This is a genomic window from Aureispira sp. CCB-E, from assembly GCF_031326345.1.
GTDB lineage: Bacteria > Bacteroidota > Bacteroidia > Chitinophagales > Saprospiraceae > Aureispira.
The window spans coordinates 1,453,573-1,479,076 of the sequence record NZ_CP133671.1; the positions used below are offsets into that span (position 1 = coordinate 1,453,573).

The following is a 25,504-nucleotide window of genomic DNA, read 5'->3' on the forward strand; positions in this document are numbered from 1 at the left end:
GAAAATTACAAATGATATAAAACGCATAATAGATGAATTTTTGCAATAATTGCGGGCATAGCCCATTGGAGTACAAACAGCCAGAAGGAGATAACCGAGTGAGGTATATTTGTTCTAACTGTAAGGTAGTTCATTATCAAAATCCTAAAATTGTTTGTGGTTGTTTGGTGTTTTATGAAGGCAAAATTTTGTTGGGAAAACGAGGAATTGAACCAAGAATGGGGAAGTGGAACTTTCCAGCAGGATTTATGGAGAATCACGAAACGGTCAAAGAAGGTGCTGCGAGAGAAGTGTGGGAAGAAGTGCGGGCAAAGGTAGAAATAGAGCGTTTGCATACCGTCTATAATATTTTGCATGTCAATCAGGTCTATTTTTTGTTTTTGGCAAAGTTGACTGAGCCCATTTTTGGTGCCGCAGAAGAAACTTCGGACGTACGTCTATTTGCAATGGATGAAATCCCTTGGGACGATTTGGCTTTTCATTCCAATGTATTTGCATTGGAGCAATATATAAAAGATCCTAGCTATAAAGGAGTGCATCATGGCGATAATCGTGCATATATGAACGATATTAAGTAATAAAGAAGAAGTAGCCTTTAGGCCCTTTTATAAATAAGCAATCGTCCAGAAAAAAATACTTAATTGTTAAAAAAAGCTCTTTATGGATTGTCAAAAACATCTTTTTAGTTTAGATACTGAAATACATTACCTAAACTGTGCTGCCAAATCCCCTTTGTTGAAAGAGGCAGAAAAAGCCGCAATTCGAGCATTGGTTCGAGAGCGAAATCCAATGCAAATTTCTGTCAACGATTTTTTTGATGAAGTGGATGCAGTGCGATCAGCTTTTGGAAAGCTTGTTAATTGTTCTACTACTAATGTTGCCTTAATTCCATCCAGTTCTTATGGTTTTAGTAGTGTAATGAATAATGTATTACCCAAAAAGAAAGGGACGGCAATTATTGTAGAAGAAGAATTCCCTAGCGGGTATTTTGCTGCACAACGCTGGTGCTCAACACACCAAAATGAATTGATTGTAGTGCGCCCTAATCCCAACTTAACAACTTTAGGAGAAGATTGGAACACAAAAATACTAGAAGCCATTGATGAGAATACAAGCGTAGTTTTGATTTCGGCAATTCAATGGATGACAGGATTAAAATACGACTTAATGGCTATTGGAGAGCGGTGTGCTGCTGTTGGGGCTTATTTTATTGTAGATGGAAGCCAAGCAGTAGGGGCTTTGCCCATGGATGTCGAACAGTTAAAGATAGATGCGTTGATTTGTGCTGGGTACAAATGGTTGTTCGGTTCCTACTCGTTAGGAATTGCTTATATTGGCGAGAAATTCAAAGCGGGAATACCCATAGAAGAGTCGTGGATGAATCGAACCAATGCGCGTGATTTTAGTAGATTAACACAATATGATTCTAATTATGGTCCTCAATCAACTCGTTACAATGTAGGTGAAACTAGCAACTTTATTCTAATGCCAATTCTCAAAACGGGCTTAGAACAGATTAATACTTGGGAGGTGTCTAATATACAAGCTTATGCCCAAAAACTAATTCAACCGCTACGTGACTATTTTAATAATATCGGAGGTATTATGGAAGCCGAGCCTTATTTTTCTAATCATCTATTTGCACTACCATTACTCGATAGAATTGATGCGGAGCAATTGAACAGACAACTCGCCAAGCATAATATTGTTTTGTCAAATCGAGGAAATTATTTTAGAGTGTCTGTTAATGTTTTTAATGATGAAAGTGATATTCAGCAATTATTAGAAGCGATTGAAGCCACGCTTAGATGACAACAAAGTAAGTTCCTAGCTGCCTATTGATGTTAATGACAAGTAGGGAATTTTACTGGTATCCTTTTTGTATTTTGGGAGTTATCAATGTACCAAAACGTAATTATGAAAATTGTATTTTTTATTATAATTATTATACAAACTAGTTTACACGCACAAGAGGATTATACCTTTAATAGCTTGTACCGAAGTTTGGAAGAAGGACAATCATTTTATGTTTTAAAGCCTTCTAGAGTTCATGCGGCTCCTTTTGCAACAGCTGCTGTTCTTGGAACACTATCTACAGGTGCGGTCATTCAGGTAGAAGAACGAATGGATGAGATGGTTAAAATAAATGGATTTAGAACCAATTGGTACCGTATTGTTTTTGACCACAATGGTCGGTTGGAAGAAGGGTATCTATGGGGAGGAAGTATTGCTGTTGGGGCATTTGTGGCAAAGGACAACTCTAACACACTATTTTTGTATGGTATTGATCACATAGGAATTGTGAATAGAGGGAACTATACAGAAGAAAGTATACATTTGATCTTATACGCTTTAGATAATTATCAAGTAAAAGATAGTATTGTATTTGAAGCAATGGGCACACTATATACTCAAACACAAGGGAAGGCTTTGGGAAATAAAGGAATAAAAACCATTAAAGAAGTAATTGAAGTGGCATTTAGTGATGGGTATTGTGGAGGTGTAGCGGCAACTGTTACCATCTTTTGGGATGGAAATTCTTTGTTTTATATTAGTTTGCTAAGCAACGGTTTTAGTAACGAAACATTTTCCAATCGATTTTATATCTATCCAGATGAGCAGGCGTTACCAACGCAAACAATTATTCTTAGAAATGAGGCAGGAACCTTTGATGTTGACAGGCGTCCAGTTTATACTCGCCAAGTAGACAAACAATATATTTGGACCAAGAATAAGCTAACCGTTATCCCTTGATAAGGTTTTGTATCTACTTTACAGAATATTTCAGTTTGTATAGGAAAAAAAACAATTAATGGCGTTTTCGAAAACTATTAATATAAACTACTGTTTTAAAGTATAAAAAGTGTAGGTTTGCAAAATTATATTTCAAAATAAATTATGCATACCCTGAGCAGAGTTTATTAAAAATCGAAGAGTGGTGTTTTTGTATTGAGCAATGAAGTAGAAAGGAGGCTTTCTTCTAAGTAACGATTTGCCTTTTGATACTAGGGTCAACGGATGAAAATATTGTTCTGAGTTTTATAAATTCATTAGTGATAATCATTAGAGATTTACCCAATTATTTAACAACAAAAAATTCCTTTATGGAAACGCCAACAATGGAAAAAAAGTATCAAAAAGAGGTAAAAGCTTTTATTGAGGAAGTAAAAGCTAAGAACGAACACGAAACGGAATTTCTGCAGGCAGTGACAGAGGTTGCAGAGGCTGTAGTTCCTTTTGTTATGGAAAATTCTAAGTATGCGGAGGCCAATATTTTGCAACGAATGGTAGAACCAGAACGTGTGGTAATGTTCAGAGTACCTTGGTTAGATGATGAAGGAAATGTTCAAGTGAACAGAGGGTATCGCGTTGAATTTAATTCTGCTATTGGTCCTTACAAAGGAGGATTACGTTTTCATCCTTCTGTTAATTTGTCCATTCTCAAATTTTTAGGCTTTGAGCAAGTTTTTAAAAACTCTTTGACAACACTTCCGATGGGAGGAGGTAAAGGTGGCTCTGATTTTGATCCTAAGGGTAAATCAGATAATGAAGTCATGAAGTTTTGCCAATCATTTATGACAGAATTACAGCGTCATATTGGTGCAGACACGGATGTTCCTGCTGGAGATATTGGAGTAGGTGGTCGTGAAATTGGATACCTATTTGGTCAATACAAACGTCTGCGCAATGAGTTTACTGGTGTATTAACTGGAAAAGGAATCAACTGGGGAGGCTCGTTAATTCGCCCTGAAGCGACAGGTTATGGAACCGTTTATTTTGCAGAAGAAATGCTAAAAACCAAAGACGATTCTTTCGATGGTAAGGTTGTTTCTATCTCTGGTTCGGGGAATGTCGCACAATATGCTTGCGAAAAAGCGACCGAACTAGGAGCAAAAGTAGTAACCTTAAGTGATTCTAAAGGTTATATTTATGATAAAGATGGAATTGATGCAGAGAAGTTGGCTTGGGTGATGGAGCTCAAAAATGTACGCCGTGGACGCATCAAAGAATATGTAGAAGAGTATCCAAATGCTGTTTATCACGAAGGTGAACGCCCTTGGGGAGAGAAGGTAGACATCGCACTTCCTTGTGCTACCCAAAATGAGTTGAATGAAGAAGAAGCAAAAACATTGGTGGATAATGGGTGTATTGTTGTTGCAGAGGGAGCTAATATGCCTTCTACCGCAAAAGCAGTAGAAGTGTTTTTAGAAGCAAAAATACTCTATGCGCCAGGTAAAGCCTCTAATGCGGGGGGCGTAGCGACATCTGGTTTGGAAATGGCTCAAAATTCTTTGCGTATGTCATGGTCTAGAGAAGAGGTCGATGAAAAGTTGCATGATATTATGAAATCAATACATGAGAAATGTGTCGAGCATGGAAAAGAGGAGAATGGGGCAATCAACTATGTCAAAGGAGCAAATATTGCTGGATTTGTCAAAGTAGCAGATGCTATGTTGGATCAAGGCTTGGTATAAAATAATTTGTACGCTTGTCAAACATTGATTTAGAAATAAGAAACAAAAGTCTCTGCTCCTTAAAAAGTAGAGACTTTTGTATTTTACACCTTAGGTAGCGCGTAGAATGCTTTATTGAACATCGATAATTTATTCTTGATCTTTATCAAAAAAATTTAAAACCTTACTTTTGTTCTTGTATTTACGTATTATAAATAAATTGGATGCAGATGGTATGCGTTGAAAAAAGCTGGAGATATAAAACTTCTTTTGCTCAATCTTTAAAACCAATGCGTTGTATAAATTTAGATTTAAACTTTCAATAAAAATCAATGAAAAAAATAGCAATATTAGTATTTACCTTTTTAGCCCTTTCATTTAGTAGTTGTGATGATGGTGCTTCTTCAATTATTACAGGGCAAATCATAGGAAAAGATGTCGCTGCCTGTTCTTGCTGTGGTGGTTATCTAATTCTTATTAATAATTTTACGTATCGTTTTTTTGATGCAGATTTACCAGCAGGAACAACGTTTTTGAACAATGCAACATTCCCAATTACAGTAGAATTAGAGTTTGAAAACCAAAGTAATTTGTGCAATAATATTGATCGTATTAGCATTAGCCGAATTGTAGAAAAATAGTTGCTTTATAACCTTTGTTAGACCTTTTTACTGCTTTTTTCTTTTGTTATTAAGCACAAACTTAACGAAAGGATAAGATGAAGGTTTCCATAATCTATCATTGGAGAGGCAATATTTCTATCTATTGTTCAATTTTTTGATAAGAATTTAAAATTCCTTTGATTAGAGAAGAACTAAACCCTCGATGCTCCATTTCGTTTAATCCCGAAATGGTACAACCCTTGGGCGTGGTTACTTTGTCAATTTCCTCTTCAGGGTGTTTTCCGCCTTTCAAGAGTAGTTCTGCTGCACCTTTAACCGTTTGTTCTGCAATTGTGCTTGCTGTGATGGCATCAAAGCCAATTTCAATACCTCCTTGCATCATGGCACGAATAAAACGAAACACAAACGCAATTCCACAAGCACCTAGTACTGTAGCAGCCTCCATGAGTTCTTCTTGGATAGCAACCGAAACACCTAGGAGGTTGAACAAATCAGCAATCAAAGTATCTTGTTCTTTGGTAGCGTATTGCGAACAAAAACAAGTAATGGATTCTTGAATCTCAATCGCAGTATTCGGCATTGCTCTAAAAGTTGGAATTTCAAATCCTATGGTTTTAATCATTGTTTGAATGGTAATTCCTGTTGCAACAGAAACTAAAATATGTTTCTGAGGATTTAAAGCTGGTCGGATTTCTTGTAATACTTCAGCAACTTTGTAGGGTTTGACAGCAATAATGATAATATCTGCTTGTTGAACGGCTGCTGTATTGTCTTTCCCAACTTGAATACCTTCGGCTTTTAGATGCGCCAACCGTTCTACTTTATTTCGGGTAATAAAAATATTGCTTGGAGCATACTGCTTGCTTTTGTACAAACCTTGTGCGATGGCACTTCCTAGATTTCCTCCTCCTAAAATGGCTATTTTTTGCATTGTGTTAAGAATTTAATACTTAGCCTACTGTGTACTAAGCTATTTTATACTATTTTATAATGATAATAAGGTCAGTTTGCAATAAAGAAAAAAATAATAGAAAAATGATCAGAAGAGTAACAAAAAATAAGTTTTTGTCAATTGACAATGATATATTACAATTTAGAATTGATCGTGCCACTTTATCATAAAAAATAACTTGCCTATGCCTAAGCACTTAATTGAGTCCAAAATAATCATCAATGCTCCGATACAAAGCGTTTGGAAAGTGCTTTCTAATTTTGATAATTACCATCAATGGAATCCTTTTACGCCTAAAATTGATATACAAAATACAATAGGTAGTACCGTAGGCTTACACGTTCGGTTGAATCCTAAGTCAGCTAAAACTATTTTGCAAAAAGAGACCCTTCTGGCATGGGAAGAAGGACAACGTTTAGAATGGGGAATACAAAACTCATGGTTCGTACAAACCATAAGAATACAACGTTTAACAGCAATAGATGCGCAAACGACAGAGTATTATACTTCCGATGCTTTTAAAGGTCCTTTAACAGGGTTGATTCTATTATTATATCGGCAAAAAATTCAAATTGGATTTGACGATGTTTGTATGGGATTAAAAAAAGAAACAGAAGGTTTACAAGGCAAAGCCTAGTTCTGCCAGCAGTTGTTCTGATGCCTTCCAGACTTCCCGACCATTTTCGGCGTCATAAGCAGGATCTGCCATCATTTTGTCTTGCATCATATGCAGATATAAATTAGTTTTGCCTTCCATTTTAGGACTGCAAGCAAAGTACACAGCTGGGCGAGAGGCTTGAACAGGTGTTTGGAAAAAAGCTTTAAAAACCAACCATAAGATGGGTTTTAATAGAGTAGGGGAGTGTCGAGAAATATTGCTATGTACTGCTCCTGGGCAAAGTGTAAAAATAGATAAGTCGTCGCCATTGTTGGCATATCTGCGATTAAGTTCTACAATAAAAATATTCAGAATTAATTTATAATAACCATAGAACTTGACCACTTTGGCGGCACTGTAAGGAATCGGTTTCCCAAACGTTTTATAATCAATAGGGACATCAACTCGATGCGATTCTGAAGAAACAAAAATTAACCTTGGACGAGGCGTGTTTTGAGGGCGTATAATTTCATGTTTTAGGAGCAGATTAACAAAATAAAATGTAGATAAGTAATTCACAGCAAACATCAAATCCAAGCCATTGGCTGCGACCTTGCTTCCAGCTGAAACCATTCCAGCATTACAAACCAAGATGTCAATCGTTATGGCTTGTGCTTTGAGTCTTAAAACCAAATCTTGAATGGATTGTAGGTCAGATAGCTCTACAAATTCCATATGGACATTTTTATGCCCGCTTAACTGTTGGATTTCTTTTCCTTTTTCAGGAATCCCACTGCGAACAGCCATAATAATGTGACCACCTCGTTGAGCTAATTTGGTGGCAATGGCAAATCCTAATCCTGTATTTGAACCTGTAACTAAAACTGTTTTGCCATCAATTCGATCGTTTTCGGCAAGTATTTTATCTGTTTTTGGAGGAAATAAAGCTTCTTTTATCCCTGTAATAGTTGCTTTGAAGGTGCTGTCAAATTTTTGATTATTCGAACTCATAGTACAAATTTAGTTGGTTATTAGTTGAGGATGTGCGTTTAGATAGAAAGAGAAATCTTGTTCGATGGAGTGATGGGTGAGTCCAAAGTCAGCCATCTTATATTGATGCTTGCCATACTTGTTTTTCTTGTTGCGAAGCATGGCCTTTTGGAGTTCCGCTTTTATTCTATCATTCCAAGGGCGTCCAATTTGTTGGTAGATGGTTTGAATACAGGCAATCGGATTGTTAATTAGATCTGCATAGTATAGATCAATGATCTTTAAATTGGGATGTTTTTTGCGAATTGCCATTGTGTGTTTTAACATGCCAATATTCTTACTTACCCAGTGTTGCGCAACAGCAATTGGGTCAACCGCTTTGCTAAAGATTTTTCGACTATGGTATACCATGCTACAAAAAGAAGGAATGCACTCTTTAGGATGGCGATGGGTGTGTATGATAACCGCATTGGGAAATTTTTTTGCCACCACATCCATGTATTCTAAATGTTGAGGGGTTTTGAGAATCCAAGTTTTAGGAGCTTTTTGCCACTCCAACACCTTCAACATTTTAATCATCCAATCGTAGGCAATACCATGATCTTGATGGGCAACCCATTGGCTAAAACTAGGAACATTTAAGGTCGCTTCAGGAATTGCACTCAACAAAGTCATGTCATTGAGCAAAATTTCTTCTTCGGGGCTATCAAATTCTACTGGGTGAATACTAAAGAAAATAGGAGACATATAGTGCAATGCCTTTTGGCTCGTTAAGGCTTGCTGAATGCGCTTCTTCTCCTCGTTCTTTCCTTTTAGAGGAATTGGATTGAGCGCCTCCCAAGATAATAAGGCTCGATTGTCACTATCAGCAGCTAGAAGACGCTGCAAAAAAGTGGTGCCCGTGCGCTGCAAACCTGCAATAATGATTGGCGGGTTTAGTTGCGTATCTAAAATTTCGGGCTGTTCTTTGAAGAGCTGAATGGCTCTCAAACGATTTTTTAAGACGCCTTTTAAACGCTCTTTGTTGGCAAAAGCTCCAAAAGGGTGCAACTGAGCTTCAGTATTAATAGCATGACAGAGCTTTTGTAAACGATCTTGATAATCACTAGCGCCAAAATCTGTTAGTCCAACACTTTTTTGTGCAGCAAGAATTAACTTTTGAGCATCAATTGTTGTATTGGAGAAGAAACGATTGTAAGCACGGATTAAAAAAGGATAGGAAGAATGTAAGCTCATTTTTATTGAATTATATTAGCAATATCCGTAAATTGAATGACCTCGATGTTGGGCTGAGGGTTGCTTTCGGCATAAGCCCAACGAAGCAACATGGTGCCTTCGTTATGATGAACAGTATCAATCCAGTTGGGATGCGGAGGCTTTTGATGCGCAACAAATATTTTAACACTGCCATCCGGTTCAACATGGGCGGTATGCCTGTTGATATGGATATTAAAGTAACGATAATCTAAGGATTCCATCCAATAGTTGTTCAATTGAAAGTTCCAGTATTTGCATTTAGGAGGCGTAAAGTGGATATAAAGAGCTTCGTGGTCTGCTAATTTCCAATAACTATGATAATACCAAATATTATCATCACCTCCAGCTGCATTTGAGACCTCTGGTGGGAATAAGGGAAGTTGATTAGGGTGTTTGGTAAAACCTGTTGCCCATTTTGAGAATAAAAAAGAAGCGCCAGCAACAAAAGTTCCAGCCATATTTAAGCCATTATAAACCAATTCAGGGCTCAACGGGAGTGGCTTTTCGGAGCCGCCAATACATTCAATCTGAACGGCTGCTGCTACTTCGTTCTGGGTGTCCATAAATGTTTGGCGAAGCATTAATAAAGTAGTTTCAGCTTCGATTTTTAGCCAATTTTTTCCCTTTTTTTCTTTGGTCACAAAAATTTCGAACGAGCCATCTTCTTCAAAATACATTTCACCATCTTCTAAAACGCCACAAGGGGATAATCCACCTGTACTTCCATAACTCCCATTTTGAGTAAAAAAGCCCATATAAAAAACAGAATTGCGATTGCCCCAAATGCGATATTCATAGGCACCACTAATTTGGGCATTAGAATAATGATTGTCAGGATTATCGGCTCCTAACTTTACTGTTTCATGAACCATTCTTTTGAAGCTTGGGAATTGTGGATCAGCGTGTTCGATAAAGGCATCCAAGCCAGCCCTTGTCAGCCTAGTGAGATAGCGAATTCCTTCTGCCTGTTGAAAAGGATCTAAAGGAGCGTTTCCATAGAGCAAAGATGTACCAGCAGTCTTTAAGGTATCGCAGAAATCTTCCCAAGCTTTACCCGTAACAATTTGCTGATGAATGACATCTTGTTCTGTCTTACCCAATACTTTGTTTTTTAGGTTTTTTACTTTTTTATAGGTATTGGCAATTCCAAAAATTAGTTTTTTCATATGATTTTAATTGAAGGACACTTTATTTTGTGGGAATAATGTAGTGGCGCGATCTCACGACCGTAGGGAGTAACAACGTAAACTAAGCAAAGCGATCTCACAAAGTGAGTCGTATTAGTTTAATTGTATCTATTTTGACCACTTATGTGTGATCTAAAAAAAGAAAGCCACTCCTAGATTAGGAATGGCTTGGTATATATTTTTAGAGAAGAAATCGAGTATTATAATTCAAGATTTCCATTGTTAGTTTTAACGGCTTCAGCAGAAGCAGCCAAGTGTTCTTTTTCGGCATCATTTAATTCAATTTCAACAATTTTTTCGATACCATCTTTTCCTAAAACAACAGGAACACCAATACAAAGGTCAGATAAACCATACTCGCCCTCTAATAAAGCAGAACAAGGGTAAATTTTCTTTTGATCGCATAGGATCGCTTGCACCAAACCAGATACAGCAGCACCAGGAGCATACCAAGCAGAAGTTCCTAATAATTTAGTTAGTGTTGCACCTCCAACTTTGGTATCTTCTTTTACTTGATTCAAGCGATCTTCTGAAATAAATTCCGAAACAGGAACAGAGTTGCGTGTTGCCAAACGAGTCAATGGCACCATACCTTTGTCAGAGTGACCACCAATAACCATTCCATCAACATCAGAAATAGGAGCACCCAATGCTTCTGCTAAACGATACTTGAAACGAGCAGAGTCTAATGCTCCTCCCATACCAATAATTCTATTCTTTGGCAAGCCAGTTGTTTTATGAACTAAATAAGTCATTGTGTCCATAGGATTAGAGACAACAATGATAATGGTATTTGGAGAATGCTCTACTAAGCTCGCAGATACAGATTTAACGATACTTGCATTGATTCCCAATAATTCGTCACGAGACATTCCTGGTTTACGAGCAATACCAGAAGTAATCACACAAACATCAGAACCTGCAGTTTTGGCATAATCATTTGTAACACCAGTAACTTTGGTGTCAAAACCATTCAAAGAAGCTGTTTGCATTAAATCCATTGCTTTTCCTTCAGCAAATCCTTCTTTGATATCAAGTAATACAACTTCTGCCGCAAAGTTTTTAATAGCGATGTACTCCGCACAACTAGCACCTACAGCACCAGCACCAATAACCGTTACTTTTCTCATGTCTAAATTTTGTTTTTCTATAAGATTAATTAGATAATCATTTTAATTCACTTGATGGACTTAATTTGTTGTTAATTAGTGGTTTAAGTCCTTGTGTTTGTGAATTGCAATCTATACTTTGTGTAAAAAGAAGGAATATGCAAAAAAAAACTGATTTATCCTTGTTCTTGCCACATAAATGTAAAAAAAAAGAGATTACAAGTTCTTTTTGTTTTAGATGTTTTTAAGTGTTAAAAAAAAAACTTATAATTGACTTATCACATTATACTCATCCAACCAAACAGTTATAATTACTTTGTGTTTTATTGTTGATGTCAATAACCCCAACTATGTACACTGACTATAAAACACATTATAAAAATCTATTATTAGAAGCCTTCTCTAAAGACTTCGATTTTGATAGATAAATCCAAAGAATAATTTGTTTTAATTGACAGTTACTTGATAGAATCAATTGCTTCTGTCATACTATATTCAATTCTGTAAAATTTTCGTGCTAAAAATTGCTATACCCAAAAGTTTTTGCTTTTTTTGAGGTTGATAAAGAGTAATGATTAAGTTGGTTTCATTGCTTTTGCGACCTTCAAAATTCATTATGTTGGTATTGTAAGAGGTTATAATATCTATAAACAAATGAGTTTAGGAAGGAGCAATCAAACGTATTGGTTATATATTTATTAATTCATTTTAACTCAATCCAAGGTTATGGTTCGTTGTTTATTATATGTAATAGGAGTGATCTTGTTATTCGGAATACAAAGTTCTGATGTACAAGCTCAAATCCAAACTACTACTCACAATCATGCGCAATGTGGCGTAGGTCTAATTGAAGGTCAAGCCATCAAAAATCGTATGCTTGATAATAGAAGGAATAAGGTTCAATTACTAGAAAAATTTGAAAGAGGACGTGGAAACGACAGTACGGTATATGTTCCTATTCAATTTCATATTGTTAACAAAAGTGATGGAACAGGAGGAGAGAGCAATCAAGATATTTTCGACAATTTATGTCGTTTAAATCAAGATTATGCAGGTATTAATGTTGAATTTTACCTAGCAGGTCCAACCCGCGTTATCAATCAAGATTTGCTATATACCAATAGCTTTGATAACGGAATGGCAAATTATTTCATGGGATTATACCGTGTACCTGGTGTGGTTAATGTTTTCGTTGGTAACGAAATTGTAAATGGTCAATCAGGTGGTACAACATTAGGATATTATACTAATGGTTTAGATATTGTTTATGCTATTCAAAGTGCTGTAAGAGGTACGGGTACCACTCTAACGCATGAGTTGGGGCACTTCTTTGGTTTGCCACACACCTTCTTTGGGTGGGAAAACAAAAACTATGGAGGTGTAATGGCAAATACAACAGGTCGTACACCAACTATCGTAACGTACAACAATCAACCTTATGATGTAGAGTTGATTGCTCGTAAAAATTCAGATGTACCAGAGAACTGTCAAGCAGCAGCAGATGGATTCTGTGATACAGATGCAAACTACTTGTTTGGTTTCTTTGGGTCACTTTACAACAATGGTTGTGAATATGCAGCTACCGCAATAGACCCTAGAGGATGGTTGTTCCGTCCAGAAGTTATCAATTCAACACCAAGTCGTTTCAAAATCCTAGAAGATGAAACGGCATTTGATGAATTGTGGTTGAAAAATAACTCTACAAAAGATAAAATCTATCCTAAAACATTGATTGTTGTAGAAGCAGAGTATACATTGGGTGGTACAACGACTATGATGTGGCAAGATACAATTGGTGATTCAGATACGACAGATATTTACTGTAACACAAATTCGGATGATAATATTATTGGTACAGGAGTATTGGACGTTAAAAAAGGTTTTATTAACCTAAACAATCACCGTTTAGACGTAAACGTTACGGCTCCTTCTGCACCAAGTTTATCTTTTGCAGCGGCTCCTGCTGAGTATACCATTACTCCAGCAACTGGCAACCACAGAACAGACATGGATAGTTTGAGAGTGATGAATACAAGTACAACGGTAACGGTTAATGCAGGAACAAATGTTATTGCTACGGATATTTTCTACAATGGTGGAACACAAGTATCTTCAAGCGATAGAACATACTCTTTGCCAGTTGCTTTGGCTCCAGGAGAAGCTTATACGTTCTCTCCAGTAGATTTGAGAGTAGATGCTATGCAACTAGCAGGTGTTACTTTTGGTATCAATACATATGCACCTCACAGAGATACATCTGGAACTACCTCTGAAAATGTGATGAGTTATTACGACGATAACTGTGCTACTCAGTTTTCTGTAGAACAAGGAGACGCAATGAAGATGGATATTGCATCTAGAGGGTTTGCAACACTTTATGCTAAACCATCTAACATTGTTATTACAGATACAGCTGTTGTATTGCATCCTGTAGATAACTCAATTGCTCCTCAACCATTAGTACATTTCGCATGGAATCCTGTTAATGGAGCGACAATGTATCACGTATTCATTTACGAAATTAATGCGATTGGTGCACCTTTGTTGGGTGGTCAACAATTTGATGTAGTTGTTAATGGTACTGACTATTGGCAAACACTTACAGCAAATAGCCGTTTTGAGTGGGTGGTTACGCCTATGAATGCAACTACTTTCTGTGATCGTGGTATTGCTTCTAAAAAAGCAAAATTCCGAGTATTTAATTGGAACGTGGGAGTTGATAATGTAGAAGCTGAAATTCACTCTTCTAAGATTTATCCAAACCCATCTAACACTCGTCAAGATGTTATTTTGGAAGTAGAGTCGAAAGTAGCAGGAGATGCGCAAATTACAATCTTTAACGGTATTGGTCAAGAAGTAATGCCTACTCAAGCGATTAGCTTGATACCTGGTAATAACATTCAAAAATTGACAACTTCTACTTTGGCAGCAGGTTTGTACGTTATCAATGTTAAGACGCTTAATGGTACTACTAGTCACAAATTGTTGATCAAATAGTACTTTGAAAAATAAAAGATAGATCTTTTATCTTAAACTATAAGAGGCAACCTTATCAATAAGGTTGCCTCTTTTTAGGTTTAATAAGAGACGGGTTCTTTGTATTCAATAGTTAGCTACGTTGCTACTATGTATTATGATTACTTATACTCTCTCAAAACATTAAGAACAACTATAGGCATGGTAAAATGCTTTTCGAATCGTTACCAGTATTTTTTCTATCTGTATTTTATCTGGTTTTGAAGGAAGTGTAGAATGTTGATACAGTTGCTCAATTTTTTTGACTTTCACTTCTGCCTTTTTCATCAATACTTCATATTCAAAAGTACCCTTTCGGATTTCTAGTAGCTCAGCTCGATTGGGACGATGTACTTGAATTTCACCAGTAGATAAAATTTCTTCTGCCATGTCCAACAGCCGAAACGTGTGCATAATATTTTTAGCATCATAATTTTTCCCATGCGCAATAGTATTGGCATAGCGACTATCATTGCGGTTGTTGACCCATTCCCAATACTGCTTATAGTCTTTACAATATTTTTTATAACCATCCTTGTTAAAATAAAGAACAGCTAATTGTCGTACCTCTTTAGGAATACTACTCAAAAGAATGGTATCAACCGTTTTAGGTTTGATAATGCCTTGAAAATTATATTGATTATCAAAGTCGTAATATAAGCCATAAAGGTCTTTCATATGAGGAATATTGACCAATCCACAACGTTCTTGTATCAAACTGTGTTCGTTTAACCAATCTTGCACTCCAATAGCACCTTGTTTGTATTGTACATAACAAAAATCCAAAACCCCTTTTCGTTGCTTTTCCATTGGATTCATGATCTTTTTGTTCAATCCCCTTGCTTTTTTGATTTGAGACATCGCATAACCTGCAAATGTATCCTTACATTGTTTGGATAGAAAAAGAGCTGCATCCAATTGCTTGAATAAGGGGTGTTCGTATAAAATGCAATCCTTTGGAGTGTTTAGCAGTTCTAAAATATTGGGATTGTTCTTGTATAATAATTCCACAAAGCGTCCTAGCTCATAATAAACTTGATCATTATTACGATCATTTACTTGAGGGATATAGTTCAAACCATAAAAAATATCTTGAGGGAGGACAAAGACTCCTTTTATATCTGTATCGGAAGTAGGCAAGGATAAACCATAAGCCTTGCTGCCACTAATAGCTTCAAATAGAAGTAAATTTTGTGTTTTAAGGTCATTGATTGTCAACATAGGATAACTGAATAAATGCTCTAAATAAATGATTTAAAGGAGTACTAACAGCTTGCTCTGCGGATAAATCCTTAGCAAGAATAGCACATGCTGTCAACTGTTTTTGTATAAACGTTTGAATAATAGGAACAGGTTCTGTTAGATCCCCTTCCAAAGCAGCTACTTTTTTACGAACTAATGTTTGAATCGCTGCATACAATGCTTCTTCTGATTTCAATTGTTCTAACAAGAGAGCAAACTCCATTGGAGGCACTGTTTTTTTATGACAAATCCAGTAGGCAGCTAGAAGTGGTCGCAAGACATAGAAGTATTTCTTAATGTCCATCAATCCATCAACCAAGCCTTTTTTAGAAGAATTTTTTGCTAAGCCCAAGTAATGAAAAGCCATAGAACGTGGCTTGAAGTAAGTATTGGTCAATTGCCATAATTCGGATCTAAAATTATAAGGATCTAGATATACGATAGGAGACTGCAACCATTCAAAAGGACTCGCATTAGACCCTCTAAATAAGCGAAGTGTTTTGCGCAATTCCCACCCCGTTAAATCTAGTTCGTGCTCGTCAATGGCAAAATCCAGCATATCTTTTGATTCATCTATAGAAAGGTACCAATCTTGAGAATGAACGTATATGAAACGGACATCCCAATCACTATTTGGCGAAGCAAATCCCCAAGCTCTGCTACCTGATTCACAAGCGTATAATATCGTGATGTTATGAATCGTTTCTAGTTCTTTTAAACGTTTTAGGATTAAATCTTTCATAAGTTTTTTTAGTTTTTAGCATACATTATTTTCCTGAATGATTGCAGAATAGTAATGCTGATGAATGGTTTATGTAACTTATAAACGTAAGGTATAGTTCCAGTACCTGAATAGTTTTGTTTGTTGAAACGATGTAGAAATAGCAGATAATAGCACAGTACTACTAGCTAAGTTTGTCAAGTAATGAAACTTTATCAGTTGATTATCGATACTTGGAATTTTTAAGTGTTTTAGGTGTATAATATTGGTAGTTAGGTTTTTATGGTTTTTAAAAAAGGAGTGTTGTACGGAACAATTACCCAATTTATGGATTATTTTGAATAAAAAAATAACTCCAAAACTTGCATTTTTAATTTTTAATGTACAGCTTTGTATTATCAAACCGACTAAAATGGTTTTTAATTAAAAGACAAACATGAAAATTATCATTACATATTCAATCAATACTTGTTGTTGTTCTTGTCAGAAAAAACTCTGGTAGGAATGCGTTATCTTATATGTAATCATAATTAAATAAAATATAACCAAGAACCTTCTAGAGATACTAATTTCTAGAAGGTTTTTTTATTCTGTATCTATAAAATCCACGAAACGTTAAGAAATTGAGTGGAGTCAATCAATATCAATTTATGTCTATTTATACTCTATATAACTGTTGTACCTGCTGTTGTTGTTGCTTCAAGATAATTTCTTGTAAGTGGATGTGCACGTTATGGATAAACCTATATTGATAGACAAATAATAGTATTCATTTAATGCAAAAGCCCTTTCAGGAAATATTACTTCCTGAAAGGGCTTTCTCTTTTATTTCTTAACTGTGGATCACTAAAAACTTATATGTCATGGCAACTAAATTAAACTTAGAAGGTATTCAACCTGCTGATCAAAAAGACATTACTGAATTAAAACAAAAGATAACAGATGTTCAATTGGGACGGATTGATGAGGAACGTTTTAAACATTATAGACTAACAAGAGGGGTATATGGACAACGTCAGTTGGGGGTGCAAATGTTTAGGACAAAAATTCCGTTTGGTCGTTTGACAACAGAGCAGTTGGATGCTTTGGCAGATGCTTCAGAACGATATAGTACGGGAAATTTACATTTGACGACGCGTCAAAATATACAGTTGCATTATGTGAAGCTCAAGGATACACCTGCTTTATGGGCTGACTTATCTAGAGTTGGAGTGACTGCAATGGGGGCTTGTGGCAATACGATTCGAAATATTACGGCTTCTGCAAAAGCGGGTATTCACCCTGACGAACTGTTTGATGTGTCTCCTTATGTACATGCTTTGTTTGAGTATTTTTTGAGAAATCCTATTGCGCAAGAAATGGGACGAAAAATCAAAATAGCCTTTTCTGCTACCAATGAAGATTCCGCTTTTGCTTACTTCCATGATTTTGGATTTATACCTCGAATTAAAAATGGAGAACGAGGCTTTAAGGTATTGTTAGGAGGAGGCTTGGGGGCACAAGCGATGATAGCACCAACTGTTTATGAATTTTTGCCGACGTATAAAGTCATTCCATTTGTAGAAGCTTCGATTCGAGTTTTTGATCGTTATGGAGAACGAGAAAAAAGAATGAAAGCTCGATTGAAATTTTTATTAAAAAAATATACAATCGCTGAGTTTTTAGAATTGGTAGAGCAAGAAACCCGTGCTTTAGCCAATGCTTCCATAGAAATTGAGGATAGTAATAATTGGCAACCAACGCCACCCGCTACGTTGGCAGAAGAAACTTCTATTAGCATTCAAAATCCTACTGCCTATCAATTATGGCGCTTAACAAATGTTTTTGAACAAAAGCAAAAGGGGTATCATGGCGTACAACTGAAAATTCGACTCGGCAACTTAAGTGCATCTTTGGCTCGACAATTAAGTGGAATTGTTCGAAAGTATGCTGCTAATGAATTGCGTTTGACGATTAATCAAGGAATTCTACTAAAATACATTCCAACAGATTCTTTGCCTGCGATTTACAATGCCTTAGATGCTTTAGGCTTGGCAAACCCTGGCTTTGGTTCAATTGTAGACGTTACGGCTTGTCCTGGTACAGACACGTGTAATTTAGCGGTTAGTAATAGTACTGCTTTGGCGAATCAGTTAGAGCAAGTATTGTTAGAGAATTATGCGTATTGGATTGGAGATAAGGAGGTGAACATCAAAATTAGTGGTTGTATGAATGCATGTGGACAACATATGGCTGCTAATATTGGCTTTCATGGTAGTTCTATCAAAGTTGGAAAACAGGTGCTGCCTGCCATGCAAATTGTTTTAGGGGGTGGGGTAGATGAAACGGGTAAGGGGTTTATTGCAGAGAAAATTATTAAAATTCCAACGAAGAGGACTCCAATTGCCTTGACTTGGCTGCTAGATGATTATGAAGAAAAAGAACTTGGAGGAGAGCGTTTTAATGATTATGTCCAACGTCAAGGAAAAATGTATTTCTACAACTTGCTGAAAGAACTAACAACAAAGGATGATCTACATTCTAGTGATTTTTGGGACTGGGGACAAGAGACGATTTATAAAAAAGAAATTGGAGTTGGTGAGTGTGCAGGAGTCGCATTTGATATGGTAACTACGATTTTGAACGATGCCAAAGAAAAAGTTGAATTAGGCCGCCAAGCATTAGAAGAAGAGTTGTTTGGAGACAGTGTTTATCTGAGTTATGGAGCTTTTGTGGTTGCTGCCAAAGCCATTTTATTGGGTGTTGATGTGAAGTGCAATACGCACATTGGGATTATCAAGGATTTTGATCAGCACTTGGTTGATACAGGTCTTTTTGATTTGGAGGTGCCTTTTGCAGAGTTGGTTTTGCAAATCAATCAGAACCAGCCAGAACCAGCCTTTGCGGAGCAATATTGGCAACAAGCAGCTGCCTTTTTAGAACAAGTATTTGCTTATAGAGAAGCACGTTTGGATGGAAATAAAGAAGTTATTAATGCCCATTATAACGCCTAAAATCATCATCTATAAAATATAAAAGACAATGAAAAAACAACCAAAGATAACGTTAATGGGCGCAGGTCCAGGAAGTGCAGACTTGATCACAATTAGAGGGCTAAGAGCCTTGAGAACAGCGGATGTCATTTTGTACGATGCTTTGGCAAATCCAGAACTGTTGCAGAATGTATCTGAGAATACACTAAAAATTAATGTAGGGAAACGAGCAAATAAACATCGCTTTAGCCAATCAGAGATCAATTTAATGACGGTAAGTTATGCCTTTTCACACGGACACGTGGTGCGATTGAAAGGAGGAGATCCTTTTATATTTGGAAGAGCATACGAAGAGTTGCAATATGCGACTTCTTTTAATATAGAGACAACTATTGTACCTGGTGTGTCGAGTAGTACTGCGTTGGTAGGTTTGCAAGAAGTACCTTTGACACATAGGAATTATAGTCAAGGATTTTGGGTATTGACAGGAACAACCAAGCATGGTGTATTGCCCAAAGATTTTTATTTGGCAGCGCAATCAAATTCAACTCTGGTTATCCTAATGGGGCTTCGAAAATTGGCTGAAATAACAAGGGTTTTGCACCGCTACGGAAAAGGAAATACACCCGTCATGGTGATTCAAAATGGCTCCTTACCCAATGAGCGTGTTGTATTGGGGACAGTAGATACAATTGTTGATATTGTAGAAAAAGAAGGGATTCAAACGCCTGCTGTTATTGTCGTTGGGCAAGTGGTTGCTTTACATCCCGACTTAGTGAAAAGTTATGCTATTACAGTCAATTCAAAAAATTAAAGAGTATGAATACATTATATCCTGTTTTTCTAAAAGTTAATCAATTGCCTATCTTAATTGTTGGTGGTGGGCATGTAGGTTATGAAAAAATTAGTTTGATTCTAAAAAATAGCCCCGACGCAAGAATTATTTTGGTCGCTATAGAAATTTCTAAAAAAATTCGTTCGCTGCTGGTGGGGCGAGAACATCAAGTAACCTTAATAGAACGACCTTTTCAATTGTATGATTTGGAAAAGAAAAGTTTGGTCATTGTAGCAACCAACAATCGTTCGTTGAATAAATATATTTGGAGTGAAGCCAAGTCAAGAGGTACTATTGTTAATGTTGCCGATACACCTTTGTTGTGTGACTTTTATTTGGGGTCTGTTGTTACCAAAGGAGATTTAAAAATAGCTATTTCTACCAATGGGAAATCTCCAACTTTTGCCAAAAGGTTGAGGCAGTTGCTCGAGAATATATTGCCAGAAGAAATTGAGGGACTTTTGGAGAATATGTATGATTTTAGACAAACATTGGGAGTTGATTTTGAACGAAAAGTTAAAATTTTAAATGCTTTGACAGAAAGCTTATTGGATAAATCTGCTTAGTAAGTAATCATTCAAAAAAATATACTTATAAGCTTCAAAATGATACTTACTGATCATGAAAAAAGAACAAAAACGAAGAAGCCTTGTCAAAGCATTGACCTATAGAGTCGGGGCAACAATTGCTACGTTTTCCATTACATTGGCATTTACTGGCAATATTAAATTAGCAAGCACAATAGGTTTTTTAGATGGAATTGTAAAATTTCTATTGTTTTATATCAATGAACGAATTTGGATTAGAACCAATTGGGGCTATCACACCAATCACCCTTCAATTTTATCAGATTATGAAAACCAAGAAGCCTTTTCCAAACTCAAATAGTCCTATTGATGATAAGGATATCGCAAGCCTAAACGAGCAGTTTAAACCATTGCCTCCTATAGAGCGCATCAAACTTTTGTACCATCTATTTGATGTGAAATCTATCTTATATACCTCTTCTTTTGGGACAAAGTCAGCCTTGTTGCTTTATTGGATTAGTAATCTTCAAGCTGCACAGAAAATTCATTTTCTGGATACTGGATACCATTTTGAGGAAACGCTAAGATACAAAGATGCATTGGTTCAGTCTTTAAATTTGGAAGTCGTTCATTTGAAACCAGAAACAACAGCCCATCAGGCAACTTTAGAGGCTGAAATGTGGAAGAATAATACTAGTAAGTGTTGTTATATTAATAAAGTAGTGCCACTAGAATTGGTGAAGTTAGATTATGATATTTGGATTTCAGGTCTGATGGCTTATCAAACTCCTTTTAGAAGAAACTTAGAGGTATTTGAGAAAAAGGATAATATCTTGAAATTTTATCCATTAATAGATCTTTCAGAATCAGATTTTAACACAGCCTACCAAGCAACGAATTTGCCCCCTCATCCATTAGAGGTATTAGGGTATCATTCAATAGGATGTTTGCATTGCACGCAAAGAGGCAAGGGGCGTAGTGGTCGTTGGAGTAGAAGCTCAAAAACAGAGTGCGGTCTGCATTTTAACTAAAATATCTTATTGTAGTAGTTAGCTACGCTGCTACTGCATAGTTTTAACGAACTATTATTATCGAAAATGAATAGAATAATAGAGTCAGTCTGCTAAAAGATTATCAAAGAAGCAATCAGTTTTAGGGGTAAAGCTGACGGTTATTGAAACATGAGTCATCCCGAATTTTTCGGCGATGACTTTTTTTTTGGAAAAAAGATAGGAATCTACTAGATTTAATTACCACAAAAAATTAGAGATTCCTATGTATTATAATAAACTACAAGATACAGAAAATATCAATAAAGAGAATGGAGCAGGATGGACAATTTTACATCGCTCACATCAATACTTGTCTAAATTACTCTTAAAACTAGATGAAGATTTAGATAAACGTTTGGTGCGTACATTTTATAATGTATTTATAGCAGTTTTAATGTCAAGAAATCGTTCAGATGCCTTGCTATTGACCGAGTTAGGCGCCTTAGTTCTTGGTCCTAAAAAAGCTAAAGCAGGAGTAAAACGTGTGAGTAATTTATTTCGCAGTAAGAAATGGGATTACCAAATAATAGATCAACATTTAGAAGAAGAGTTTGTTGCTAGATTGGAAGATAAGCAAGAATTAGGAAAAAGTTGGTTGATGCTCTGGGATGATAGTGTACTAGAAAAGCCCGAAAGTTGGTTTAGTGAAGGGCTAAGCCCAGTACACAGTAAGAAGAGTCAACGGTTAACACGAATAAAACCAGGTTATTATGATAAGCATAAACGTATTTGTGTTCCTGGATTTGAGTGGTCGGGTGCAGTTTTAACCTCCTTGCATGCGAAGGAAGTTCCTCAAATATCTAAAATGCGTTGGTTTGCCACAAGAGGTAAACATAAAGAGGAAAGTTCGGAGATATTTTATCGGATGTTTAATGCTCTAAATAAACGTGTAGCATCTACACAAGCGGATGTGCTTCATGTCTTTGATAGAGGTTATGCCAATGGTGTTTTTGTAGAACGTATGCTCAACTTTAAAGCAAAGTTTCTAGTTCGTTGGAAAAAGCTTAATAATTTGATTGATGAAAATGGAGTGAAGAAAAATACCTATCGTCTTTCTCTGGGACAAAAAGCTAAGGATCATCGCCTAATATGGGATAATATTCGGAAAGAAACGAGAAGCGTCAAAATACTCTACCGAAAAGTAGCTCATCCATGGTTTCCCCAAACAGATTTATACCTCGTTATTGTTCGTGATAAACGCAAAGGCACTTCTCCTATGTACTTGCTAACCAATGAAGTAATTGACACTTGTGGCAAAGCATGGGAAATGTTCTATTCTTATATGAAACGATGGGATATTGAACAGGTTTTTAGATATGGAAAATCAGAGTTGGGTATGGAGTCTCCTAGGCTTTGGTTCTTTGAAAATCGTCTTAAAATGTTGATGTTAGTTACTTTGGTAATGGATTTTTTGTTTCGGATGTTGAGGAACTTTAGAGCAACTATGACTACTATCATTAATATTTGGTGTCCTAGAACAGGAAATCGGCACCGAAAGACTTCGATGCCGATTTACAGACTTAGAAAAGCCATCCATTTTATCTTAACATTTTTATTTTGTCAATGTGCTTTAGAAAATTCGGGATGACTCATGAGTTTTTATGCATCAATCATTTTTATTTCGAATAAATTCAAAATGTTTGGTAAAAAACAGCTTTATTATTATCTTTGCACTCGCTTTTTAAGCTCTTATACAAGTGTTTGAGCCTCAAAAGCTGATCGAAAAATTATTTCTTAACCTTTTAAAAACAAGTTTTTTCTAAATGGAGAATCTTGAAAACGAAAACAACGAAGAAAAAGTTGTTGAAAACAATCCAACAGTAGAATCAACTGTTGAAGAAACTGTAGAAACTAACGAAGAAGTGGTAGTAGAAGATACTAATCACGATGATTTTGACTGGGATAAAGGTCCTAAAGGAGTATTGAACTACGAGGACAATGTGATTGCAGAATATGAGGAGTTGTATGAAAATACGTTGAGTTCTATCAAAGAATTTGAAATCGTTGCTGGTAAAGTTGTATTTATTACAGCTAGTGATGTTGTTTTGGATTTGAATTGTAAGTCAGACGGGTTGGTATCTCGTACAGAATTCCGTGACATGCCTGATTTGGCTGTCGGTGATGTAGTAGAGGTATACGTAGAAACTCAAGAAGACAAACGTGGACAATTAGTTCTTTCTCGTCGTAAAGCTAAATTGTTGAATGCTTGGGCTAATATTGTTTCTTCTTTCGAAGAAGGAAAAGTAGTGACAGGTACTGTAATTAGCAAAACGAAAGGAGGTCTTATTGTTGACATCGATGGATTGGAAACATTCCTTCCTGGATCTCAAATTGATATTCGTCCAATTATTGACTACGATGCATATGTTGGTAAAACAATGGAGTTCAAAGTAGTTAAAATTAACGAATCTATCAAAAACGCTGTTGTATCTCACAAAGCACTTATCGAAAGTGACTTGGAAGAGCAACGTCAAGCAATTATCTCTAAATTGGAGAAAGGACAAGTATTGGAAGGTACGGTTAAAAACCTTACTGACTTTGGTGCTTTCTTGGATTTGGGTGGTGTTGACGGTTTGTTGTACATTACGGATATTTCTTGGGGACGTATCAAGCACCCAAGTGACGTATTGGAGAATGGTCAAAAACTAAACGTAGTAGTATTAGACTTTAATGATGATAAAAAACGTATCTCTTTGGGTCTTAAACAACTACAACCTCATCCATGGGATGTATTGGCAGAAAGCGTTGAGCCTGGTTCTATCGTAAAAGGTAAAATTGTTAACATCGAGGATTATGGTGCTTTCTTGGAAGTTACTCCTGGTGTTGAAGGTCTTATCCACGTTTCTGAAGTATCTTGGAGCAGTCAACCAATCAACTCTCGCGAATTCTTTAAAGAAGGAGACGAATACGAAGCAAAAGTGGTTACTATCGACCGCGAAGACCGCAAAATGTCTTTGAGTTTGAGAAAACTACAAGAAGATCCTTGGACAAACATCGAAGAGAAGTATCCTAAAGGTTCTCAGCACAAAGGAGAAGTTAAAAACTTGACTCCGTATGGTGTATTCATCGAGTTAGAAGAGGGAATTGGTGGAATGATTCACATTTCTGATCTTTCTTGGACAAAACGTTTTGCACACCCTGCTGAGTTTACAAAAGTAGGTGCTGAAATGGACGTTATTATTCTTGAAATCGACAAAGATAGCCGTAAATTATCTTTGGGACACAAACAATTAGAAGAGAATCCATGGGATACTTTTGCTGATGTGTTCCCAGAAGGTTCTACACATGAAGCTACTATTTTGCGTCGTGACGATAGAGGTGCAATCGTATTGTTGCCTTATGGTTTAGAAGCTTTCGCTCCTATCCGTCATATCAAGAAAGAAGATGGAACATTGGCTGAGGTAGACGAGCAATTGCCATTCAAAGTAATTGAGTTTAACCGTGATGATAAGCGTATCTTAGTTTCTCACTCTCGTTATTACTCTGATGCTAAGCGTAGTGCAGAGCAAGCAGAAAAAGACGCTGCTAAAGCAGAAAAACAAGCTGCTAAACAAGCTGTGAAGCAAGTAAATTCTAATACAGAGAAAAGTACTTTTGGTGACTTAAGCGCATTCTCTGAATTGAAAGAGCAGTTGAAGAACGAAGAAAATGATTCTACTGAAAACAAAGATGGCGAATAAGCAATCGATTGTTTTGAATAATACAAACGGATGTACACTTGTTGTGCATCCGTTTTCTTTTTATAACTAGGTCTATTCTGTACATGGAATTGAGAAAGAATGTTCTATTTATAAAATCGCTTCTTCTAATGAGGAAAAAAACGGAACTGCGAAAAACAAGAACCATCTTATCAATAACCCAATGTATGGTGAACTTAGGTAATAAATACAAAGAACACAACTAAGCTTATTAGAAGAGATAACATACGGCAGATTAAACCTGCTGATCATTTGTCGAAAGAGCCATAGAA

General features: G+C 36.3%; 21 protein-coding genes. 14 read left to right on the top strand and 7 right to left on the bottom strand.

Features of this window, described 5'->3' with window-relative positions:
• Positions 1 to 32: 32 nt before the first annotated feature.
• From QP953_RS05485 to QP953_RS05505, 5 genes are all read left to right on the top strand, one after another.
• Positions 33 to 578, top strand: coding sequence for an NUDIX hydrolase (locus QP953_RS05485; RefSeq protein ID WP_309554227.1), 546 nt, complete (start codon positions 33 to 35; stop codon positions 576 to 578).
• Positions 579 to 660: 82 nt separating this feature from the next.
• A complete protein-coding gene (locus tag QP953_RS05490; protein WP_309554228.1) occupies positions 661 to 1,812 on the top strand; it encodes an aminotransferase class V-fold PLP-dependent enzyme in 1,152 nt (383 codons plus the stop codon).
• A gap of 105 nt (positions 1,813 to 1,917) precedes the next feature.
• Positions 1,918 to 2,754, top strand: a complete 837-nt coding sequence (locus QP953_RS05495; protein WP_309554229.1) for a hypothetical protein — start codon at positions 1,918 to 1,920, stop codon at positions 2,752 to 2,754.
• A 350-nt stretch (positions 2,755 to 3,104) separates the two neighbouring features.
• Positions 3,105 to 4,475, top strand: coding sequence for an NADP-specific glutamate dehydrogenase (gdhA, locus tag QP953_RS05500; RefSeq protein ID WP_309554230.1), 1,371 nt, complete (start codon positions 3,105 to 3,107; stop codon positions 4,473 to 4,475).
• A gap of 311 nt (positions 4,476 to 4,786) precedes the next feature.
• Positions 4,787 to 5,095, top strand: coding sequence for a hypothetical protein (locus QP953_RS05505; RefSeq protein WP_052593679.1), 309 nt, complete (start codon positions 4,787 to 4,789; stop codon positions 5,093 to 5,095).
• 121 nt (positions 5,096 to 5,216) lie between these two features.
• Here the strand turns inward: QP953_RS05505 and proC are convergent, their stop codons facing one another.
• The gene (gene proC / locus QP953_RS05510; protein WP_309554231.1) at positions 5,217 to 6,008 is read right to left on the bottom strand and encodes a pyrroline-5-carboxylate reductase; all 792 of its coding nucleotides are present in this window, start codon (positions 6,006 to 6,008) and stop codon (positions 5,217 to 5,219) included.
• Positions 6,009 to 6,213: 205 nt separating this feature from the next.
• On the opposite strand from proC, the gene QP953_RS05515 reads away from it, so the two are divergent.
• On the top strand, positions 6,214 to 6,666 hold the full coding sequence (locus tag QP953_RS05515) for an SRPBCC domain-containing protein (RefSeq protein WP_309554232.1): 453 nt from the start codon (positions 6,214 to 6,216) through the stop codon (positions 6,664 to 6,666).
• Here QP953_RS05515 and QP953_RS05520 read toward each other — a convergent pair.
• From QP953_RS05520 to mdh, 4 genes are all read right to left on the bottom strand, one after another.
• A complete protein-coding gene (locus QP953_RS05520) occupies positions 6,649 to 7,638 on the bottom strand; it encodes an SDR family NAD(P)-dependent oxidoreductase (RefSeq protein WP_309554233.1) in 990 nt (329 codons plus the stop codon). The two genes, QP953_RS05515 and QP953_RS05520, sit on opposite strands and share 18 nt — an antisense overlap.
• A 9-nt stretch (positions 7,639 to 7,647) precedes the next feature.
• Positions 7,648 to 8,853 carry a sulfotransferase gene (locus QP953_RS05525; RefSeq protein ID WP_309554234.1) on the bottom strand — a complete coding sequence of 402 codons (1,206 nt, stop codon included), beginning with the start codon at positions 8,851 to 8,853 and terminating at the stop codon, positions 7,648 to 7,650.
• Between the two features lie 2 nt (positions 8,854 to 8,855).
• A complete protein-coding gene (locus tag QP953_RS05530) occupies positions 8,856 to 10,040 on the bottom strand; it encodes a DUF1214 domain-containing protein (RefSeq protein ID WP_052593688.1) in 1,185 nt (394 codons plus the stop codon).
• A gap of 221 nt (positions 10,041 to 10,261) precedes the next feature.
• Positions 10,262 to 11,191 (bottom strand): malate dehydrogenase, encoded by a 930-nt coding sequence (mdh, locus tag QP953_RS05535; RefSeq protein WP_052593690.1) that lies wholly within the window; start codon positions 11,189 to 11,191, stop codon positions 10,262 to 10,264.
• 705 nt (positions 11,192 to 11,896) lie between these two features.
• Here mdh and QP953_RS05540 point away from each other — a divergent pair.
• Entirely contained in the window at positions 11,897 to 14,167 is a 2,271-nt protein-coding gene (locus QP953_RS05540; protein ID WP_309554235.1) for a zinc-dependent metalloprotease, read from the top strand.
• A gap of 162 nt (positions 14,168 to 14,329) precedes the next feature.
• Here the strand turns inward: QP953_RS05540 and QP953_RS05545 are convergent, their stop codons facing one another.
• Both QP953_RS05545 and QP953_RS05550 read right to left on the bottom strand, forming a co-directional pair.
• Positions 14,330 to 15,406 (bottom strand): DNA polymerase beta superfamily protein, encoded by a 1,077-nt coding sequence (locus QP953_RS05545; protein WP_309554237.1) that lies wholly within the window; start codon positions 15,404 to 15,406, stop codon positions 14,330 to 14,332.
• Positions 15,390 to 16,169: a nucleotidyltransferase domain-containing protein gene (locus tag QP953_RS05550; RefSeq protein WP_309554238.1), complete on the bottom strand. Its 780-nt coding sequence runs from the start codon at positions 16,167 to 16,169 to the stop codon at positions 15,390 to 15,392. The genes QP953_RS05545 and QP953_RS05550 overlap by 17 nt, the downstream gene beginning before the upstream one ends.
• Before the next feature lie 842 nt (positions 16,170 to 17,011).
• Between QP953_RS05550 and QP953_RS05555 the strand changes: the two genes are divergently transcribed.
• The 7 genes from QP953_RS05555 to rpsA all read left to right on the top strand — a co-directional run bounded on the left by QP953_RS05555 (position 17,012) and on the right by rpsA (position 25,214).
• Positions 17,012 to 19,141: a nitrite reductase gene (locus QP953_RS05555; protein WP_309554239.1), complete on the top strand. Its 2,130-nt coding sequence runs from the start codon at positions 17,012 to 17,014 to the stop codon at positions 19,139 to 19,141.
• A gap of 28 nt (positions 19,142 to 19,169) precedes the next feature.
• Positions 19,170 to 19,934 (top strand): uroporphyrinogen-III C-methyltransferase, encoded by a 765-nt coding sequence (gene cobA / locus QP953_RS05560; protein WP_052593697.1) that lies wholly within the window; start codon positions 19,170 to 19,172, stop codon positions 19,932 to 19,934.
• Positions 19,935 to 19,939: 5 nt separating this feature from the next.
• Positions 19,940 to 20,521 (top strand): bifunctional precorrin-2 dehydrogenase/sirohydrochlorin ferrochelatase, encoded by a 582-nt coding sequence (locus tag QP953_RS05565; RefSeq protein WP_052593698.1) that lies wholly within the window; start codon positions 19,940 to 19,942, stop codon positions 20,519 to 20,521.
• A gap of 55 nt (positions 20,522 to 20,576) precedes the next feature.
• Complete coding sequence (locus QP953_RS05570; protein WP_052593700.1) at positions 20,577 to 20,843, top strand: DUF2061 domain-containing protein; 267 nt, start codon at positions 20,577 to 20,579, stop codon at positions 20,841 to 20,843.
• The gene (locus QP953_RS05575) at positions 20,809 to 21,513 is read left to right on the top strand and encodes a phosphoadenylyl-sulfate reductase (protein ID WP_052593702.1); all 705 of its coding nucleotides are present in this window, start codon (positions 20,809 to 20,811) and stop codon (positions 21,511 to 21,513) included. The genes QP953_RS05570 and QP953_RS05575 overlap by 35 nt, the downstream gene beginning before the upstream one ends.
• Positions 21,514 to 21,757: 244 nt before the next feature.
• Positions 21,758 to 23,122, top strand: a complete 1,365-nt coding sequence (locus tag QP953_RS05580) for a hypothetical protein (RefSeq protein WP_052600389.1) — start codon at positions 21,758 to 21,760, stop codon at positions 23,120 to 23,122.
• A 175-nt stretch (positions 23,123 to 23,297) separates the two neighbouring features.
• Positions 23,298 to 25,214 carry a 30S ribosomal protein S1 gene (gene rpsA, locus QP953_RS05585; RefSeq protein WP_052593705.1) on the top strand — a complete coding sequence of 639 codons (1,917 nt, stop codon included), beginning with the start codon at positions 23,298 to 23,300 and terminating at the stop codon, positions 25,212 to 25,214.
• Positions 25,215 to 25,504 lie beyond the last annotated feature (290 nt).